15 protein-coding genes are annotated in these 18,211 nt (G+C 67.3%); 4 read left to right on the top strand and 11 right to left on the bottom strand.

All coding sequences use genetic code 11. The features are described from left to right. Positions 1 to 17: 17 nt before the first annotated feature. The 6 genes from BKY59_RS09295 to BKY59_RS09270 are packed head-to-tail and all read right to left on the bottom strand — an operon-like array spanning position 18 to position 5,452. Positions 18 to 812, bottom strand: a complete 795-nt coding sequence (locus BKY59_RS09295) for a substrate-binding domain-containing protein (protein WP_076070893.1) — start codon at positions 810 to 812, stop codon at positions 18 to 20. After that, positions 809 to 1,780, bottom strand: a complete 972-nt coding sequence (locus BKY59_RS09290; protein ID WP_076070892.1) for an SMP-30/gluconolactonase/LRE family protein — start codon at positions 1,778 to 1,780, stop codon at positions 809 to 811. Before BKY59_RS09290 ends, BKY59_RS09295 begins: the two co-directional genes overlap by 4 nt. Next, a complete protein-coding gene (locus BKY59_RS09285) occupies positions 1,777 to 2,715 on the bottom strand; it encodes an amidohydrolase family protein (protein ID WP_206362043.1) in 939 nt (312 codons plus the stop codon). The genes BKY59_RS09290 and BKY59_RS09285 overlap by 4 nt, the downstream gene beginning before the upstream one ends. A 4-nt stretch (positions 2,716 to 2,719) precedes the next feature. Next, complete coding sequence (locus BKY59_RS09280) at positions 2,720 to 3,538, bottom strand: SDR family NAD(P)-dependent oxidoreductase (protein ID WP_076070890.1); 819 nt, start codon at positions 3,536 to 3,538, stop codon at positions 2,720 to 2,722. Between the two features lie 10 nt (positions 3,539 to 3,548). Then, positions 3,549 to 4,109 carry a carboxymuconolactone decarboxylase family protein gene (locus BKY59_RS09275; RefSeq protein ID WP_076070888.1) on the bottom strand — a complete coding sequence of 187 codons (561 nt, stop codon included), beginning with the start codon at positions 4,107 to 4,109 and terminating at the stop codon, positions 3,549 to 3,551. Further along, positions 4,106 to 5,452 (bottom strand): cation:dicarboxylate symporter family transporter, encoded by a 1,347-nt coding sequence (locus tag BKY59_RS09270; protein ID WP_240500045.1) that lies wholly within the window; start codon positions 5,450 to 5,452, stop codon positions 4,106 to 4,108. The genes BKY59_RS09275 and BKY59_RS09270 overlap by 4 nt, the downstream gene beginning before the upstream one ends. Before the next feature lie 163 nt (positions 5,453 to 5,615). On the opposite strand from BKY59_RS09270, the gene BKY59_RS09265 reads away from it, so the two are divergent. Continuing rightward, positions 5,616 to 6,557 (top strand): LysR family transcriptional regulator, encoded by a 942-nt coding sequence (locus tag BKY59_RS09265; protein ID WP_076070886.1) that lies wholly within the window; start codon positions 5,616 to 5,618, stop codon positions 6,555 to 6,557. A gap of 83 nt (positions 6,558 to 6,640) precedes the next feature. Here BKY59_RS09265 and BKY59_RS09260 read toward each other — a convergent pair whose 3' ends face one another. Both BKY59_RS09260 and BKY59_RS09255 read right to left on the bottom strand, forming a co-directional pair. After that, positions 6,641 to 8,608 carry a TonB-dependent receptor domain-containing protein gene (locus tag BKY59_RS09260; protein WP_083672018.1) on the bottom strand — a complete coding sequence of 656 codons (1,968 nt, stop codon included), beginning with the start codon at positions 8,606 to 8,608 and terminating at the stop codon, positions 6,641 to 6,643. Then, on the bottom strand, positions 8,605 to 11,493 hold the full coding sequence (locus BKY59_RS09255; RefSeq protein ID WP_076070884.1) for a TonB-dependent receptor domain-containing protein: 2,889 nt from the start codon (positions 11,491 to 11,493) through the stop codon (positions 8,605 to 8,607). Before BKY59_RS09255 ends, BKY59_RS09260 begins: the two co-directional genes overlap by 4 nt. 130 nt (positions 11,494 to 11,623) lie before the next feature. On the opposite strand from BKY59_RS09255, the gene BKY59_RS09250 reads away from it, so the two are divergent. Genes BKY59_RS09250 through BKY59_RS09240 form a run of 3 tightly spaced genes read left to right on the top strand, consistent with a single transcriptional unit; the run spans position 11,624 to position 15,071 of the window. Then, positions 11,624 to 12,376 carry an ABC transporter ATP-binding protein gene (locus BKY59_RS09250; protein WP_076070882.1) on the top strand — a complete coding sequence of 251 codons (753 nt, stop codon included), beginning with the start codon at positions 11,624 to 11,626 and terminating at the stop codon, positions 12,374 to 12,376. After that, positions 12,373 to 13,815 carry an ABC transporter permease gene (locus tag BKY59_RS09245; RefSeq protein ID WP_076070881.1) on the top strand — a complete coding sequence of 481 codons (1,443 nt, stop codon included), beginning with the start codon at positions 12,373 to 12,375 and terminating at the stop codon, positions 13,813 to 13,815. The genes BKY59_RS09250 and BKY59_RS09245 overlap by 4 nt, the downstream gene beginning before the upstream one ends. Then, positions 13,812 to 15,071: a DUF3526 domain-containing protein gene (locus BKY59_RS09240; protein WP_076070879.1), complete on the top strand. Its 1,260-nt coding sequence runs from the start codon at positions 13,812 to 13,814 to the stop codon at positions 15,069 to 15,071. The genes BKY59_RS09245 and BKY59_RS09240 overlap by 4 nt, the downstream gene beginning before the upstream one ends. Positions 15,072 to 15,433: 362 nt before the next feature. Here BKY59_RS09240 and BKY59_RS09235 read toward each other — a convergent pair whose 3' ends face one another. From BKY59_RS09235 to BKY59_RS09225, 3 genes are read right to left on the bottom strand one after another with little or no spacing between them, the layout of a single operon-like run. Next, a complete protein-coding gene (locus tag BKY59_RS09235) occupies positions 15,434 to 15,961 on the bottom strand; it encodes a hypothetical protein (RefSeq protein ID WP_076070876.1) in 528 nt (175 codons plus the stop codon). Next, positions 15,961 to 16,605: a hypothetical protein gene (locus tag BKY59_RS09230; protein ID WP_165374824.1), complete on the bottom strand. Its 645-nt coding sequence runs from the start codon at positions 16,603 to 16,605 to the stop codon at positions 15,961 to 15,963. The genes BKY59_RS09235 and BKY59_RS09230 overlap by 1 nt, the downstream gene beginning before the upstream one ends. Beyond that, complete coding sequence (locus BKY59_RS09225; RefSeq protein WP_076070873.1) at positions 16,592 to 18,181, bottom strand: glycoside hydrolase family protein; 1,590 nt, start codon at positions 18,179 to 18,181, stop codon at positions 16,592 to 16,594. The genes BKY59_RS09230 and BKY59_RS09225 overlap by 14 nt, the downstream gene beginning before the upstream one ends. Positions 18,182 to 18,211 lie beyond the last annotated feature (30 nt).

The following is an 18,211-nucleotide window of genomic DNA, read 5'->3' as shown; positions in this document are numbered from 1 at the left end:
CTCTCCTGTGTTTTTCGTTATTTGCGGGCGAAGGCGACGGGTTCGAGCCCGCTCGCCGTCAACAGTGGCCGGGCCTCCGCGCTGGCGAGGTAGGCCAGGAACGATCGCGCGGCCGCGCCGTGGATCGGCTTCGCGGCCAGAACCGCGGTGAACCGGCTGACCTTCTGGATCTCGTCCGGCAGCGGTCCGACATAGTCGACCCCGGGCGTCACCCGGAGCTCGCTGACCTGCTGCATGCCGATATCGGCCTCGCCCCGCGCCAGCAGGGTGCCGACCAGCTCCTTGCCCTCGGCAATGACCGTCTTGCCCTTCACGGCCTCGGCGATCCCGAGCCTGGGCAGCAGCGTTCCGCCGATGAAGACACCGCTGGCACCCTGCGAATAGGCGATCCGGCCGGCCTTCAGCAGTGCCTGCCGGACGGCGGCGACCGTCCGGATATCCGGCTTCGGCTTGCCCGCCGGCACGCCGACGCCGATCCGCGATTCCGCGACCGGGCGGCGGGACGGCAGATCGAAAAAGCCGTTCGCCGACAGGGTCTCGACCGTTTCCTCGGTGCCGATGGTAATGTCCATCGGTTCGCGGGCCTTCAGCCGGCTCGGGATCGATTCCGGCGAAGGACCGAAGGACGGCCCCCAGGCGATGCGCAGGACATTGCCGGTCTTCTTCTCATAGGCGGGCTTGATCGTCCGCATCGCGCCCTGCAGCGCACCGGTGGCGACCACGTCGATCACCTCCGCCGATGCGGCGGCCGGGCTGCCCAGCGCGGCAGCCGCCGCCGCCAGGCAGGCGAGTTTCGTCATTGCTTCCATCATTCCTCTCCTCGAAGCTCTGCGGCTCCGCTTGTGTTGACGTAGAGTGCGTAGAGTGACCCGGTCGCCGCCATGAACAGCCGGTTGCCGCACGCCCCGCCGAAGCAGAGGTTGGCGCAGCGTTCGGGCAGGTGGATGTGGCCGATCGCGGTACCGTCCGGATGGAACACGCGGACGCCGTCCAGCTCGGGCGTGCCGGACCCCCAGCCGCACCACAGATTGCCGTCGGCATCGATCCGCAGTCCGTCGGGCGTGCCCTCCCCCGCATCGATCACGACGCGGCGGTCGGACAGTGTCGCATCCGCACCGACCGCATAGGCGACGATCCGGCGCGGTCGCGCGCGCGATTCCACGACGTAGAGCGTGCGTTCGTCGGGCGAGAAGGCCAGACCGTTCGGCCCCTCCAGATCCTCCGCGACGCACAGCAGCGCGCCGGTCGCGGGATCGATCCGGTAGAGATTGGCGGGGAGGACCGCCGCGCCGCGCCGTCCCATATAGTCGCTCGCCAGCCCGAAGGGCGGGTCGGTGAACCAGACCGCGCCGTCGCGCGTCACGACCACGTCGTTGGGCGAGTTGAGTCTCCGTTCCCCGAACCGTTCAGCCAGCACCGTGATGCTGCCGTCATATTCGGTGCGCGTCACCCGGCGGCCGGCATGTTCGCACGCGATCAGCCGCCCCTGCCGATCCCGCGTCAGGCCGTTCGCCTGGCCTGCGGGATAGCGGAAGACGGACAGCGCCTCCGTCGTCTCGTCCCAGCGCAGGATGCGGTCCTCGGGCAGGTCGGTCAGCAGCAGGTAGCGACCGTCGCCGATCCAGATCGGCCCCTCCGCCCAGCGCATCCCGCCGGCAAGCCGCTCGACGCGGGCGTGGGGCAGGCGGTAATGCTCGAACCGCGGGTCGAGCACACGGACCGCGGGGTCCGGCACCCGGACGACGGGCGAACCCACCGGGTCGAATGCGACGTGCCTCATGCGTAGAGCCTCGCCGGATTGTCGACCAGGACCTGCCGGACGCTGTCGTCCGTGCCGCAGACGTCGAAGATGAAGCCGAGCAGTGCGGCTTCGTCCGGAACCGGGCCGGTGATGTTGGGATGCGGCCAGTCGGTGCCCCAGATCGCGCGGTCCGGTGCCGCCGCCAGCAGCATGCGGGTATGCGCCACCGCCTGCGGCCAGGGTGCCGGCGCACCATGCATGGCGCGATCGACGCCCGACAGCTTGATCCAGCGGCCGGGATGACGAAGCTGCCGCACCAGTGCGGCAAGCTGTGCCTGATCGACCGCTTTGGTCAGGTCCGGCCGCGCCATGTGGTCGATGACCAGCGGCGTCGCCAGTGTGGACCACTGTTCCAGTACCGGCACCAGCACCGACATCTCGCCGTGGACCAGCACGTGCCACCCCAGGCCATGCACGCGCTCCGCCATCCGGCGCAGCATCGCCGGATCGCGGCTGCCCGGCAGATGGCTCATCAGGTTGAAGCGGATGCCGCGCAGGCCGCCGTCGTGCAGCGCCTGCAGCTGTGCGTCGGTGGTCGCCGCGTCGATCAGGCCGATCCCGCGATACCGTCCGCCGCTGGCGGCGATCGCCTCGATGATCGCGGCATGGTTGGTCCCGTAAGGTGCCGCCTGCACGAGCACGCCGTGTTCGATACCCAACGCCGCGTGCGCGGCCTGGAGGGCGACGAAGGGTGCCGCATCGGGCGTATAGGCTGCGTCGCTGGGCAGCGGGAAGCGGTCGAACGGCCCATAGATGTGCGTGTGGCAATCCCACGCCCCGGTCGGCATCTTGATCGGCGTCATCGATAGTCCTCGCTGGGTCGTCGCATCGGTGCAGGCCGCCAGCAGCCCGCCGGCCGCGGCGAGCGCGGTGCCACGCATCGCGGCACGGCGGGTGATGCGTGGTGGCGTCATCGGATCAGTCGCACCGGGCGGTCATGCCGCCATCGACGACGATCTCGGTGCCGGTGACGAAGCGGGCTTCTTCGCTCGCCAGGAACAGCGCGGCGTAGGCCGTGTCGCGGCCGTCGCCCATGAAGCCGAGCGGGATGCGCTTCAGCCGGCTGTCGAGCAGCGCGTCGACATTGCCGCCGCTGCGCTGGCCGGCCAGCCGCGCCTCGACCATCGGGGTATGGAGCTGGCCGGGCACGACCGTGTTCACGCGGATGCCCTTGGGCGCATATTCGACCGCGGTGACGCGACCGAACTGGATCACGCCGGCCTTGCTGGCCGCATAGCCGACCTGCGCCGAACCCGTGAAGCGAATGCCGGACGTCGACGCCGTGTTGACGATCGCACCGCCGCCCGCCTTCTCCATTTCGGGAATGGCGTGCTTGCAGGTCAGGAACACGCTCTTCAGGTTCAGGTCGAGCTGCGCGTCCCAGCGATCCTCGGCCAGCGCCACGGCACCGCCCGCGGCCGATCCACCGACATTGTTCACCAGCACGTCGACGCGGCCATAGGCTTCGACGCACGCCGCCACCATCGCGGCGACGGCCGCGCTGTCGGTCACGTCGCAGGCAAAGGGCGTCACCTCGCCGCCCGCATCGCGGATCCGGCGCAGCGTCTCGTCCATCGCGTCCAGGTCGCGATCGACGGCGAACACGCGGGCGCCCGCCAGGGCGAACAGCACGGCGACGGCACGGCCATTGCCCCAGCCGGGTCCGACGCAACCGGCACCGGTGACGATGGCGACCTTGTCCTTCAGGCGGTCGTTGGGAACGAGCGTATCGGTCATGCGGGGATCCTCAATCGAGCGACGTCGGCAGTTCGGGCGCGATACCGGCGGGCGGCGGCACGTCGAACACCTTGATGGTCATGGAAATCAGCGTGTAATATCCGGCGATACCGACCAGATCGACGATGGCCGGCTCGCCGATCGTGCGCTTCAGATCGTCGTAGAGCGGTTGATCGACCTGTCGGGCATCGTGCAGCTGCCGAACGAACCGGTAGACCAGACGCTCGTCCTCGCGGTCGAAGGTGGGTTCGCGTCCGTCGCGGATCGCATCGATCACTTCGATCGACAGTCCGGCCTCGATCGCGAACGGCTTGTGCGCCGCCCACTCATATTCGGCCAGCCAGTGCCGGCCCATCAGCAGGATGGTCAGCTCGGACAGCCGCGGCGGCACGCTGCTGTCGTAGCGGCAGTACCGGCCGAGCGCCTGTGCGGCCTGCGCCAGTTCGGGACGGTGCAGCCAGATGGCGAGCGGACCGCGGACGCCCTTGCGGGGGCCGGTGGCGATCGCGTCGTAGATCGGGCGTTGCGCGTCGGTCAGCTGCGCGGGATCGATGGGCGGAAGACGTGTCATGCGTGACCCTTCGCTTCGAGTGGTATGACGGGGACCGGCACGTCCTCGATCGGCCTGGCCGGCCCGCGGACCAGGCTGCGCCCGGGCATGTGGCCGGTCTCGCGGGCGAAGGCCTCGGGATCGAAGCCGTTCTCCCAGCGGGCGATGAAGAACACGGCCAGCGTGTTGCCGACGATGTTGGTGAGCGCCGTGGCGGTCGCCATGATCCGGTCGATGCCGAACAACAGCCCCAGACCACCCAGCGGCAGCGTCCGGACGGACTGGAGCGTCGCGGCCAGCTTGATGAAGGCGCCGCCGGCGACCGTCGTGCCGCCCTTCGACGTCAGCGCCAGGATCGCGAGCAGGCCGATCTGCTGCCACAGGCTGAACGGCGTGTCCGTCGCCTGGGCGATGAAACCGATCGCAACCGCCATGTAGATCGACGTGCCGTCCAGGTTGAAACTGTAGCCGGCCGGAAGCACGAACCCGACGACGACGTCGTCGCACCCGCTCTTCTTGAGCTTCTCCAGCAGTCGCGGGAAGGCCACCTCGCCCGATGCCGTGCCGAACACGAGCAGGATCTCCTCGCGGATCAGGTTGAGCATGGCGATGAACGGCAGCCCGATCGTCCAGGCGATGAACCAGAGGAAGCCGAAGACGAACGCGGCGGAGGCGAAGTAATAGACGCCGATGAGCTTGAGCAGGTAGAACAGCGTCTCGCCGCCGTTGCTGCCGACTGCGGCCGCCATCGCGCCGAACGCGCCGAGCGGTGCCAGCTTCATCAGGAAGCCGAGCATCTTGAACAGGATCTTCTGCGCTTCGTCGATGCCCCGCACCGTCAGCGAGTCCGGACCGCACACCCGGTTGATCGCGATACCCGCCAGCAGCGAGATCAGCAGGACCTGCAGGATGTCCCCCTTCGCGAACGCATCGACCAGCGTATGCGGGATGATGTTCAGGAAGAAGTCGATCGGCGCGATCTTGCCCGCGCTGACCGCGGCGGCAGGCTCCACCAGATCGGTGGCGTGCAAGCCGACGCCGGGTTGGAACAGATTGACCGCGACCAGCCCGAAAACCATGGCGATCGTGCTGACGACCTCGAAATAGACGAGCGACTTGATGCCCATCCGGCCCAGCGCGCGCATATCGGAGACGTGCGTGAGCCCGTGGACCAGGGTCAGGAAGATGATGGGCGCCAGCATCATCTTGAGCAGCGCGATGAACGCCTGGCCGATCGGCTTCATCGCCGTGCCCCATTCGGGGGCGGCAAGGCCCAGCGCCACGGCCAGAACAAGTGCTATGAGCACCTGTATATGCAGCTTCTTAAGATGCTTCACGATGCGCCTCTCCATCCGGTCGGTCACGCGTTCGCCTGTCGATGCCGCGCGTTGCGGCCGAAGGGTTGACCTTGATCGCATGAAGTCTTCCGCCTCACTGCGCTGGAAGCAGGCTTAAACCCGGTCGACACCTAGATCAAAAACCGTTTTTCTATGGACCGCCATGCCGAACGGGCATAACTCGGTGTCCATGGACCTCCGAGAATTGCGTTCCTTCGTGACGATCGTCCACGCCGGCAGCTTCAGCCGGGCCGCCGAAGAACTGCATATCGCGCAGCCGGCGCTCAGTCGGCAGATCGCCAAGCTCGAGGCCGAACTCGGGGTTGCGCTACTCGTCCGGCACGGTCGCGGCGCCGCGTTGACGAAGGCCGGCGCACGCTTGCTGGACCGTGCCGAACTGATGCTCCAGAACGCCGCCGAGACGATCGACCATGTCCGCGACGAAAACAGCGCCGAGCGCGGCTACCTCGCGATCGGTCTTACCCCCGCGATCGGGCAGATGATCGGTCCGCAGTTGATCGCCCGGTTCCGCGCGCTGTGGCCGAACGCCCTCCTGCATGTCCGCGAAGGACTCAGCACGTCGCTCCAGGCATGGTTGCTGGACGGAAGCGTGCAGGTCGCGATCGCCTACAACCAGCCGCTGCTGGAAGCCTTCGAAGTGCAGCCGCTGTTCACCGAGCCGATGATGCTCGTGGGTCCGCCGGACGAACAGCGTGAAACCGTTCGCCTGCGCGATCTCGAACATCTGCCGTTGATTCTGCCGGCGCTGCCGCACAGCAATCGTCGGCTCATCCAGCAGGCCGCGCTACAGAACGGCGTGCGGCTCGACGTGGTTCTCGAAGCGGACAGCGTCATGCTGACCAAGGAACTGGTCCGCCGCGGCGACGGCTACTCGATCATCGCGCATGCCGCGGTATGGCGGGATGTCGAGAGCGGCCGTCTGAGCGGCTGGCCGATCGAGCGGCCGGCGCTACGGTCGTCGGTTTCGATCGCGCGATTGCACGACCAGCGCGAAACACCCCTGATGCGCAGCTGGATCGAACTGCAGACCGACGAACTGCGCAAGCTCGTGAAAGAGGGCGAATGGCGTTCCATGGCCACCTGGATCGATCACGGCAGCGTAAAGGACTGAATGCGTCCGCCTTGCCGAGCGCCGGCCGGGAAACATGTTCTGATCATCGTCCCGTTCCGCAACCTTTGGTCCTTCGGCGTCGATCAGATATCCAGCGCGAGATAGGCCGTCAGCCGCCGCTTGTTCGACAGGGCGTAGCTGTCACTCCCCACGATGTTCCAGACATAGGTATCGCCGACATTCGTCACCTGAAGGCGGAACATGGCGGGCGCCTGCTTCATCCGGAAGCGGTAGCGGGCACCGATGTCCATCAGCGTATAGGCAGGCACGGATACGATATTGTCCCGGGACGCGGCGCGTGCGCTGATGTTCGCGACGGCGAAGTCCACCGAGAAACCGGGAAGAAAGCGCGGACGATACTCGGCGTTCGCGCGCAGCGTTCGTGCCGGTTGATTGAGCGGGCGCTTGCCCACCCGGCCGAGATCCACGGCGGTGCCCGTCACCCGCGGCTGCATCAGCACGGCACCGCCGACCAGGCTGACCGCATCGATCGGGTTTCCGGCGATGCTCGCCTCCATTCCGCGATGCCTGACGTCGCCGAGGACCACGTAGCGATTGGCTTCGTCCGTATTGAAATAGGGTTTCCGCACGTCAAAGACGCCGATCACGAGCTTCATGCGCGCATTGAGCGCCCACCGAACGCCGGCGTCGGCCTGGCGCGTGCGGATCGCCGGCAGCGCCTGGTTCCGATTGGCCGCGTTGGTCGGCGCCAGACCGCTCTCTTCCAGCCCGCGCGTATAGCTTGCATAGACGGCCAGCCGTTCGCTGACATGGCCGGCCACCGCCGCGTTGAAGAGAATGGGACGATCGCGGGCGGTCGCCGAAGGTTCGGTGCCCGGCAGATCGGTGACCTTGCTGTAGTTGGTCTGCTGTACCCCCAGACTGAGTTCGCCGACCCGTTGCCACTTGCCTTGATAGGCGAGGCCGAACGTCGTCTGACGAACCCGGTCGCGCGTCCGCGCGTCGAATGCGAATGCCGCAGGCTGCGCCACCGGAACGGCGAAGCCGAGCCGCCGCGGTCCCAGGTCGAGCGTGGGTGCGTCGCCCCCATAGAGGCTGTCCACCTGTCGCGCCCGCACCGTCGCGTGCACCGTATGAAGCCGGGGGCCATCGACGAAGCTGCGGCTGACACGCATCTCCCCGCTGGTGGAGGCGTAACGCTGGCCGGGATCCGCAATCACCAGTTCGCGTGTGCTGCCGTCCTGGCTGGTATCGACGAACAGCTCGGCGAAATTGCGGTTGGTCGCGGACACCGACCGGAAGATCCCGCCGGCCAACGACCAGGCCGATCCGATCCGCGCCTTGCTGATCAGGCCGGCGTTGGTATCGCTGCTGTCGCGCGACGCCCATTTCTGCCCGAAATAGTGCCGCCGTCTCACCTGTGGCGGAAGGAAGGCACCCGCCGAAACGATCGTGGGCGCCACCTCCTCGTCGCGGCCATAGGTCGCCGACCAGAATGGAACGATCTCGATCCGGTCGGTCGGCCGCCAGCGCGGGATTACGGCCAACCGCGTATAATGCGCGTCCGAACCGTCATAATATTCCTCATGCGCGTGCGATCCGCCGAACGCGACACCGAGCCTGGAACCCAGGAGCGGCAGTTGCGCATCCACTTCGATGGACGGCCCGCCATAGTCGAAACTGCCGGCCACCACGCTGAGAAGGCCGCGGTCGCCGACCCCGCGCAGGCGATAATCAACGATCCCGGTCGGCGCGGGAAGCAGATAGCCCTGCGCCGTCAGGCCAACCCTTATGGTCGAACTGTCCACCAGTCGATTGTTCAGGCTGGCCTGACGATCGAAGTACATGTCCCCGACGCGCACATTGCCTGCGGTCACCGGCGAAAAGCCCCGCACGCTGCCGCTGCTGTACAGCCCGATCGTCTCGTTGCCGATGGAACTTCCGAAGGCGTCTTCGGCCGCGGTCACCGCATTGTCGTTCGCCCGCTGTGCCCGGGCCGGCGACGAAGCCAGTGCCAGGGCCGCAACGCCGATCGTCGCGGCGCTCCAATGCCCGATGGCCGATCGCGAGGATCGCAGGGAATGCGTCATATCCGGAACGACACGCGCACATAGCCGAACTGGCCGGGCAGATCATAGGTCGTCGGATCGAACGAATTCAGCGTGCAGCTGAAGCAGGCCGGCGGGTCCTGGTCGAACAGGTTGTTGACGCCGACCGTCAGGACGGGCCGCCGATCGAGAAACGGCAGCGCATAGGAAAGCTGCACGTCGCCGTAGAACCGCGCGGCCAGCCGGTTGTCGTTGGCGGTTTCGGTTACGCCCGAAATGTACCGCCCCGTGACGGAGGCTCCGACGGCGCCCAGTCGCCAGTCCAGCGTTCCGTTGACCTTGCGCCGCGGATAGGCCTGATCGGGCGAACCACGTTCCGTACCCACCCGATCGACGCTGGCCAGCCCGCCGGAGATCGGCAACTGCTCCGCATATTCGAACAGGAAGGTGGATTGTACGCCCAGACCGAAGCTGCCGATGCCGGTCTGCGGTGACCGGTAGGCGAGATTGACGTCCAGGCCGCGGGTGCGGATCCCGCCGATGTTCACCAGTCGCGCGTTAATCTGGGTGATGCGGCCGCTCGGGATGCGCGTCGTCGCACCGCAGGACTGCACATCGCCGGTCTCGGCACAGCGTCCGAGCAGGAAGTCGGCGCCCACGGAGGCGATCGCGTTATCGAGCTTGATATCGTAATAGTTGGCTTCAAGCGTCAGTGCGCTGGCCCACCCCCCACGGCGGGCCCAGTCCGGACTGTACGCACCGCCGAACAGCAATGTCCGCGACTGTTCGGGTTGCAGGTCCATATTGCCACCGGTGACGACCGGAATGGCGGTAGCGGTTTCGATATAGCTGCCGTTCGCGGGGACGCCATTGGCGACGCAGTTGCGGCGCACCGTCTCCGATGCCGCCGGCCGGCCTGCCCTGCCGTTCAGGTCGCTGCACGGATCGCTGAAGATCGCGGCGAACACCGATGCCGATCCGTTCAGTTCGCCGATGCTCGGCGCCCGCAGGCTTTCGGCGTAGGAGCCGCGCAGCAACAGGTCGGGGATCGGTTTCCAGATCGCGCCGCCGCTGAAACTCGTGTTGGATCCAAAGGTCGAATAGGAGGAATGGCGGACCGCGCCGTTCACTTCCAGCGAGTGGATCGCCGGCACGTCGCGGAACAGCGGGACGCGAACCTCGCCGTAAACCTCGTCCACGTCGAACCGGCCGGCATAGGATTTGGCGGGGATGTCCGCGGCATAGCCCGCCGCGACGATCGGATCCGAGTTGAACGATCCGCGCTGAAGCCGGTGCTCGTAGCCGACGGCGATACCGACGGCACCGGCCGGAAGATCGAACAGCTCGCCGGACAGGTTGGTGGTATAGTCGTACAATTCCTGACTGCTGCTGTCGCGCTGCGTGAAGGTCACATAGTCCAGCATGGCCGGCGTGATCGAACCCGGACCACCGAACAGGTTCAGCGGCACGCACGCGCCGGTGCACCCCGCCGCCGGCCCAAGCGCCTGCTGGGCCCGCAGACCGTTGACGTTGCCGGCCAGTTCGTGATCGGCATCGTTCAGCCCGATCGAGGCGTTCGCATCCCAGTAGAATCGACGGCTTCCAAGGTTGAAGCTGCCGTTCAGCGTCGCGGCGAGCGACATCGTGTCCACCGTCTGGCTGTGGCGCCGCCCGTTCGTTTCCACCAGTCGACGCGCGACATACTGGTAGTTCGACGGACGACCATCGGCGCCCGCGTCCAGCGTGACGCCGAACGGGTTGAAGGCGTTGGTCGCATCGACGTTGATCGTATCGAGCAGGTTGCCGTTGCGCGCACCCGGCCCCACGCCCAGCGTGATCGGCCCCGCCTGATTGACCGAGCTTCGGTGCGTATAGGCGGCGCGCGCACGCAACGTCGTACCGGAACCGATCTCCTGCCGCACGCTCAGCCAGCCGCTGTACCGCTCGGACGGGGTCAGCACATAGTTGTACGGCTTGATGTTCAGATGGTCGGCCGGTGTCTGCGTCTTGAAATCGCTGTTCGGGCCGGTGGGATTTGCGGGATCGAACCGGGTCCTGCCCGTCAGCACGGGTTGCTTGAGCGTCAGGTCCAATCCGGCCGCGTTGGCGGGATTGCCGAAATCGTTGACGACGAAGTGGCCGAGGCCGGAGTCCGGGTCGCAGCCACCCGCGGCACAGCTCGTTCCATAGGGCACGGCGAAGCGCGAAATGGCCCGGTCCGACGCGCGAACGGAATCCTGCTTCACATAGCTGCCGCCGAAAACGACGTCGGTGGTCGAACCACCCGTACCATAGCTGAATTCATAGTCCTGCGTGACGCCGTCGCCCTGGCGAAAGCTGCCGACCTGCGCCGACGCCTGGAGGCCGCGCTGCTTCGCCTTGGTGATGATGTTGACCACGCCCGCAATCGCGTCCGACCCATATTGCGGCGTCGCGGCGGATTGCAGCATCTCGACACGGTCGATCATGCCGATCGGGATCGTGTTGAGATCCACCGAGGCAGGGATGCCGTAGCCGGCCGTCCCGTTCACGTAACGGATGCCATCCACCAGCACGAGCGTGCGCTTCGCACTCAGATAACGCAGGTCGATCTCGGCCGACCCGGCGCTGATGCCACCACCGTCCGGCGGATTGCCCGAATTGCTGCTCAGGTTGAACTTGGTGTTTATCCCGCCTGCCGAACTGGACAGCCGCTGCAACACATCGGCAATAGAAGTAAGGCCGGACCGGTCGATCGCCGTCTGATTTACGGTCGTGACCGGTGTTGGCTCGTCCAGAACATTGCGCCTGATGCGCGAACCGGTGACCAGGATTTCGCCTTCCGCCTGTTCTTGCGGCGCGATGGCCGAGGGCGGTGTCGACTGTCCCCACGCCGGCAAGGACACACATAACGGGGCGAGACTCGCCCCGATCAACAACGACTTCATCTGATGCCCCCCGCGTCGTGGCGCTCTCCCGCCACACGTCCGCCCTCTAAACCCCAGACAAGAAACACGGTCAAGGTTTATGATATCACATATCATTGACTCCCCGTCGAAGATCCGCGAGCAGGGCGCCATGAAAAGCGCATCCGTCCCCATCGACCAGGCAACGCCAGCCGTTCACCTGCGCGACGTCCGTGTCCGCCGCGGCGAACGCATTATCCTCGACTCCCTGACATTCTCGGTCGGGCGGGGCGAGATCTACGCCCTGCTCGGCGGCAACGGCGCCGGCAAGTCCACGGCGATCGCGACGATCCTCGGCTTCCTGCCCTACGCCGGCGGCGCCGTCCGGGTGTGCGGCGACGATCCTGCGCGGGACGGTTATCGCGTGCGCGGCCACATCGCCTATCTGCCTGAAAACGTGGCGTTGTACGAACATCTGACGGCCGTCGAGAACATCGCCTATTTTCTCGCCGTCGCCGGGCAGCGCCGGTCGCCTGATGCCGTCATGGCTGCGCTGAACTCCAGCGGCCTTCAGGCAGAGGCGCATGAGCGCCGCCTCGTCGGATTTTCCAAAGGGATGCGGCAGAAGGTTGCCATCGCGCTGGCCATCCTGCGCGAAGTGCCGGTGTTCCTGCTCGACGAGCCGACCTCCGGCCTGGACCCCAGTGCCAGTTCGGATTTCAATGCACTGCTCCTCCGGTTGCGAAACGCGGGTGCGGCGATCGTGATGGTCACGCACGACCTGCTTGGCGTGGTGGACTGCGCCGACCGCATCGGCTTTCTCGAAAGCGGTCGGATCGCGGACGAGGCCGTCGCCAGTGGACCGGACCGCTTCGATCTGCGCGAACTGCACGCCCGTTACGGCAAGCGGGTCCTGGCCGCATGACGCCGCTCATTCTGATCGCGCGGGAGAAATGGCGGCTCATGCGCCGCAATCGGGTGGCCGTGATCGCGTTGGCGCTGGTCCTCCTCCTGTCGACGATCGCCGCCGTCACCTCGGTCGCCCAACAGGCGGAGACTGCCGCGCTGCGGGCGCACTTCCAGCAGGAAGCAGATGCGGCTTTCGCAGCGCAGCCCAGCCGGCATCCGCACCGCATGGTGCATTTCGGCCAGTTCGCGTTCAAGCCCGTCGAACCGCTGGCCGCGTTCGATCCCGGCGTCGATCCCTTCACCGGCACCGCGATCTTTCTCGAAGGTCATCGGCAGAACAGCGCGAACTTCGGGGATGTCCGGCAATCGTCGCTGCTCGTCCGGTTCGGACAGCTGACCCCGGCCTTCGTTCTCCAGATCCTCGCGCCGCTGATCCTCATTTTCCTCGGCTTCGGCGCAGTGGCGCGGGAGCGTGATGGCGGAACCTTGGTGCAGCTGCGCGCCCACGGCATGACCATCGCGGCGTTGCTGACCGGCAAGGCGATCGCGCTTGGTGCGATCGGAGGCCTGATCCTCGTGCCGGCGGGGGCGGCATTGGCCTGGATGGTCGTCGTCCACGGTGCATCCCTCCCCGCGGCCACGCTCCTCCTTGCCAGTTATACGCTGTATCTGGCGATCTGGGTCGGCGGCGTCATCCTGGCGTCTGCCATCATGCGACAGGCCCGGTCGGCGCTCATCCTGCTGGTGGGGGCATGGCTCACCACCGCGATCCTCGTCCCCCGCATGGCACCGGACATCGCCGGCGCGGTGCAAAGTCTGCCCACCCGGCTGGAGAGCGAAGTCGCCGTAACCCGGGACTATCGCGCGATCGGCGACAGCCACGATCCGAACGACCCGCACTTCGCCGCCTTCAGAACCGCCGTGCTGAAGAAATACAACGTGGCCCGCGTCGAAGACCTGCCCGTCAACTACGCCGGACTGTTGGCGGTGGAGGGCGAGCGTCTCAGCGCCGAACTCTTCGCCCGCTATGCCGATCAGCTTTTCGCGCAGGAGGCACGGCAAAGCGACATCATGAACCGCTTCGCGCTGGTCAGCCCGACGGCGGCGATCCGTCAGGCGTCGATGGCGCTCGCCGATACCGACCGCGCGGCCCACCGACGCTTCCTGGGTCAGGCGGAAGCGTTTCGCTACGACCTCGTCCAGCGGCTCAACATGCTGGAGGCGACGGACGTCACGGCGGAGAATGATGCGAAAGGCGACGATCCGGCAACCGAGACGCTCAGCCGCGTATCGCAGGATCACTGGCGATCGATGCCGACCTTCCATCCGCGCCCCTCGGGGATCGAGACGAGGGCGAAGGGCGCCGGCCCGGCCCTCGGCTATCTGGTTGGCTGGCTGCTGGCGATCGGCGCATGCCTCCTGTTCGCCGGGCGTCGCATGGGGAACGGCCGATGATCTGGAAACATGAACTGCGCCTTTTCCTGCGGGAACGGGCTGCCATCCCGGCGCTGCTCCTGCTGCTTGCGCTCGCCACGGCAAGCGTCGTCGCAGGGCTGGCCGAGACCGCACGGCAACGCGCCGTCATCGCGCGCATACAACCGGTGCAGGCGGCCGATGTCGCGGCGCTTGCCGACGGCGACAATCCGGGCGACGCGCCGTACAGCACATATCACGCAACCTGGAACGCGCCCAACCCACTCGCCTTCGCCGCATTGGGCCAGCGCGATATCGCCCCGTACATCCTGCGCGTCCGCGCCTTGGGCCTCGAAGCGCAGCTTTACGACGGCGAGACATTCAATCCGGAACTTGCGCTACCCGGGCGGTTCGATTTCGCGTTCGTCCTGACCTACCTCCTGCCCATGTTCGTCATCGTGCTGCTCCACGACCTGCGCGCGCGCGAGGACGAGGCGGGACGAAGCGCGGCACTCCAGGCGATGTCGCGCAACGCGGGGCTGCTCTGGTTTCGTCGTCGCGCCGTTCGGGGCCTCCTCCTGTACGCCATGATCTTGCCGCCCTTCCTCGTCGGGGCGCTGGTGTCGCGCGTGCCGCCCGGGCAGATCGTCGCCGTTTCGCTGCTGGCATTGCTGTACCTGATGTTCTGGCTGGCTCTGGCCACGCTGGTCGAACGGCTCGGGTGGAAGTCGGCGGCGAATGCCGGCGCGCTCGTCGCAGGCTGGCTGATCCTGACGCTCATCCTCCCGACGCTGGCCAATCTCGCGATCAACAGCGCGGTGCCGGTCCGGCAGGGCCTCGAACTGGCCCTCGCGCATCGGCAGAAGGTGCATGCCGCATGGGAGATCCCGCGCGCGGAAACGCTGAACGCCTTCTATCGCACGAACCCGCGGTGGTCGGGTGCATCGCCGCCCAAGGGGTTCGACGACAAATGGTATTTCGCTTTCCATGAGGTCGCGGACGAAAGCGTCGCGCCCGCGGCGCGTGCCTATCAACAGGGCCTGCTCGACCGGGATCGTCTCACCCAGCGGCTGGGTTGGTTCATCCCCGCCATCGGTCTTCAAGCCCGGCTACACAGGATGGCGGAAACCGATCTTTCGGCCCAGCTCGCCTATCAGGACAGGATCCGCGAATTCCATTCCCGACTACGCCAGTTCTACTACGGATATCTGTTCAGCGATCGTCCCTTTACCAGAACCGACTACCCCAAGGCGCCGAAGTGGGGCGACGGCATGGGAGGCTTGCCTCCCTCTCGATAGGCAGGATCTCGGATCCTTCTCTACCTTCCAGAAAACCTGCCTTCAAAGCAGGCGCAAGACAGTGCGACCTCGGCTCCGGCAGCACCGCGGCGACGTCGTGGCGATCCGGCCTGGATTTCGGGGCCGGCAGCGTGCCCGAACTGCACACGCCCTGTCCGCCTACGCTCACCCTCCACGTGACGGCGTTCTCGAAGCGAGACCCGTTGGGCCACGATTCCGTTCGACGCCGACGACGCGGCCGGACCGCCATGGACCAGGGGGCCCGGGCTAGGCGCGTCATATCGTGCCTGTCGCAGCCTCCGGTGCTGCGTCCGGTACATGAACGCGCGTTTTCGCCACGACATACCGACGCCCGGCTGGGCTCAGGGTTTGACCCGCGACAGCAGCAGGATCGCGCCGTCGTACCAGTTGATCCGCAGCCGGTCGCCATTCTGCACCAGGCGCATGTCGGGCGGGCCGAACTGCCCCTCCCCGCATCCGACGCTCGCGTCCGGTCCGATCTGCGGATCCGGGCATGTGTCGCTGAAGAATCCGCCCTTGTGCGGTTCCCATGCCAGCCGGTCCGGCGTGACGGACAACACGGCCCCCATCAGCGTCGGGTCGTTGGCGTCCACCGCCGAAACCGGGCCGTCGGCCACCTCCACACCGGTCACACGCCACCGACCGGCCAGTTCCTCGACCGCGGTCGGGGCGTCTGCCGTGTCCGCCTCGGCTGTTCCGATCGCCGCGGCCGGCGCAGCGGGCGCAGCGGGCGCGCCGGGTGCATCCACGGCCGGCGCGACGGGCACGGCCGCCGGCGCCGTATCGGCGGCCGGTGCCGCATCGACGACCGGATCGGTCGGCCCGCATGCGGCAAGCCACAGAAGCAGGACCAGGGGCATGGTGCGCATCAAAATCCGATCTCGATCTGGCTGATGACCGCCCCGGGACGGTAGCGGTGGGTCTCGAAAGTTCCGGCCGGGTACAGGCCGATCCGGCGGCCGGGCCCCATGCGCGGATTGACCACGCAGCCCTTGCCTTCCCAGTTGGCCAGCGTCGGCAGCAGCCCGGGCGCGTCGATCGCTTCGACCCCGATCTCGGGATTGTAGCTCAGCGTTACCTGCCCCAGCGACCGCGCCGCGACGGACAACGGCACGCCCGGCCGCACGCCGGGCATCAGTTCGAACCGTGGCGACAGCAATTCGATCGACGCCACCGCACGGGCCGGGTTCCGCGCATGATAGTTCACGATCATCAACGGTGCGCCCCCCTCGGTTACGCGCAACCGCCGATAGTCGGGGTCCGAACCCGCCATGTCCGCGAACGTGGCGCGCGGGAACGCCCCCGCAACCGCCCGCCGCACGGTCGCCAGCGGCGTCAGCGCGGTCAGCCGTTGCTGTCCGATCCTGCACGGTGCCAGCGGAACCGGCGTGGGCGTGACCGCGGGCGCGCCGCCCGCCCATGCCCCCGCCGCCGCCGCCGCCGCCGCCGCACAGGCGAACAGGACGGACAATGCGGCTCGCAACCGTCGCACCGGTCGCTCAGGCCGCACCATCGACCAGGACATAGTAGAAGCTCCGTTGCTGCGGCGCCCATCTGCGGAGCGTCGCGAAGAACCGCGCATGTTCGGTCGGCGGCAATGTCTGGCATCCCATCGACCAGGTGTTGGTTGCCCCGCCGATGTGGATGTGCATGCCGCCCGCCGCCGGCACCATCGACACCGGATCGTTGCCGCCATGCCGGTTGTCATGGTTGGTGTCGCGCCCGACCCGGTAGCTGCGGCTCTGGTCGATCTTCAGTGCCGCCGCCTTCAGGAACGTCCCCATCACATAATGGATCGTCTGCCCGGTCATCAGCACGCCCAGATCGCCGACCCCGTCCCGGTTCGCGTCGGGTGGGCGCTTCGATCGATCGGCATGGTTCACATATTGCGCACTGGGTTCGGTGTTGCAGCGGAATGTGGCGGAATCGATCGAACCCGCCACCTGGTGAACGATCACCATCGCATCGTCATACGTCCCGCGACCGCGGTTGGAGTCATAGGCGGTGGGCGTCCGCAGGCCGACGATGACCAGCTCGCCCGCGGCCAGCGCGGCCTGCGCCGACGCATCGCCGCGCGTCCGGACGATATCGGCGAAGCGGTTGCCGCCCGATGCGCCACCGGCCGGCGCGTTCATGTGCCGCAACGGCACCCCACCGCGCGCCGGGGCGGTGGGCAGCGTGGCGGGCGGACCGGGGGTCGCGGCACGATTGAACAGCGCGACTTCCAGCCTGCGGCGTTCGACCAGGACCTTCGACACCGACCCGCCCGACTTGCGCCACATGTGGAACGCCTCGGCCGCGCCGGAATAATCCTGCTGGTTGATCCGGCGGCGGACCTCGCTGTTCCGGAACCGGGGTTCACCGATATTATACACCAGCGATGTCAGTGCATCGCGCTGGTTCTGGGTCAGCGGCACGGTCACTTCGCGCCGCACCGTCTCCACCACGGGGCGCAGCGACCGGACGAGCAGCGCCTTCTCCTGCCGGTCCGTCAGGTGGACCGCATCGCGGTTCTCGGCGACGAAGGTGCGTGCTTCCTCGCCGGACAGGCCGGCGGCGCGCGATGCCACCTGCGCCTGCGCGGTCGATAGCCCGACCTCGGTCAGCTCGCGGACGATCTGGTCCGGCTTGCGGTACCGCATGTCGTATCCGGAACCCAGCGTGACGCCACTGGCCCCCTTTGGCCAATGGAACCGCTCGCTGATCCCGTCGACATGTTCGCCGTGGTAGATAAAGTCGAAACCCGCCGCCGAAACGCCGGGCGCGGGGCTCGGGCCGTTCGCGGGGGCCGCGGCGCGCGGTTTGGGGGACGGGGCGGCGTGGTGGGGTGCCGGACGGCCGCCATGGGTGGCCCCCGGTGCGCCCGCCGGCCTGTGCGCCCCGCTGGCACGGCCATGGGCATGCGCGCCGGCCGGCAGGTGCACGGTCTGTCCCGGCCGGATCAGGTTCGGCTGCGTGATCTGCCGGTTCGCGTTCAGCACCGCGGGCAACGTCACGCCATGATCCTGCGCGATGGATGCCAGCGACTCGCCCGGCCGCACGATATGCAGCGTCACGGCCCTGGGTTTTGCCGGATCGATATCCGCCATACTGTAAACCTTTCCGATCCCGGCGCGACC

The organism is Sphingomonas montana (assembly GCF_001956315.1).
Lineage (GTDB): Bacteria > Pseudomonadota > Alphaproteobacteria > Sphingomonadales > Sphingomonadaceae > Sphingomonas_R > Sphingomonas_R montana.
The sequence above is the reverse complement of the archived record's forward strand: the minus strand, read 5'-3'. Positions and strand labels throughout refer to the sequence as shown.

What these genes read in the sequence shown, in the direction of transcription:
- BKY59_RS09240 (WP_076070879.1), top strand. Translation starts at nt 13,812, where the DNA reads ATGATCTGGAAACATGAACTGCGCCTTTTCCTGCGGGAACGGGCTGCC.
- BKY59_RS09235 (WP_076070876.1), bottom strand. Translation starts at nt 15,961, where the DNA reads ATGCGCACCATGCCCCTGGTCCTGCTTCTGTGGCTTGCCGCATGCGGG.
- BKY59_RS09290 (WP_076070892.1), bottom strand. Translation starts at nt 1,780, where the DNA reads ATGAGGCACGTCGCATTCGACCCGGTGGGTTCGCCCGTCGTCCGGGTG.
- BKY59_RS09275 (WP_076070888.1), bottom strand. Translation starts at nt 4,109, where the DNA reads ATGACACGTCTTCCGCCCATCGATCCCGCGCAGCTGACCGACGCGCAA.
- BKY59_RS09285 (WP_206362043.1), bottom strand. Translation starts at nt 2,715, where the DNA reads ATGACGCCACCACGCATCACCCGCCGTGCCGCGATGCGTGGCACCGCG.
- BKY59_RS09280 (WP_076070890.1), bottom strand. Translation starts at nt 3,538, where the DNA reads ATGACCGATACGCTCGTTCCCAACGACCGCCTGAAGGACAAGGTCGCC.
- BKY59_RS09250 (WP_076070882.1), top strand. Translation starts at nt 11,624, where the DNA reads ATGAAAAGCGCATCCGTCCCCATCGACCAGGCAACGCCAGCCGTTCAC.
- BKY59_RS09230 (WP_165374824.1), bottom strand. Translation starts at nt 16,605, where the DNA reads ATGGTGCGGCCTGAGCGACCGGTGCGACGGTTGCGAGCCGCATTGTCC.
- BKY59_RS09225 (WP_076070873.1), bottom strand. Translation starts at nt 18,181, where the DNA reads ATGGCGGATATCGATCCGGCAAAACCCAGGGCCGTGACGCTGCATATC.
- BKY59_RS09260 (WP_083672018.1), bottom strand. Translation starts at nt 8,608, where the DNA reads ATGACGCATTCCCTGCGATCCTCGCGATCGGCCATCGGGCATTGGAGC.
- BKY59_RS09245 (WP_076070881.1), top strand. Translation starts at nt 12,373, where the DNA reads ATGACGCCGCTCATTCTGATCGCGCGGGAGAAATGGCGGCTCATGCGC.
- BKY59_RS09295 (WP_076070893.1), bottom strand. Translation starts at nt 812, where the DNA reads ATGATGGAAGCAATGACGAAACTCGCCTGCCTGGCGGCGGCGGCTGCC.
- BKY59_RS09265 (WP_076070886.1), top strand. Translation starts at nt 5,616, where the DNA reads ATGGACCTCCGAGAATTGCGTTCCTTCGTGACGATCGTCCACGCCGGC.
- BKY59_RS09255 (WP_076070884.1), bottom strand. Translation starts at nt 11,493, where the DNA reads ATGAAGTCGTTGTTGATCGGGGCGAGTCTCGCCCCGTTATGTGTGTCC.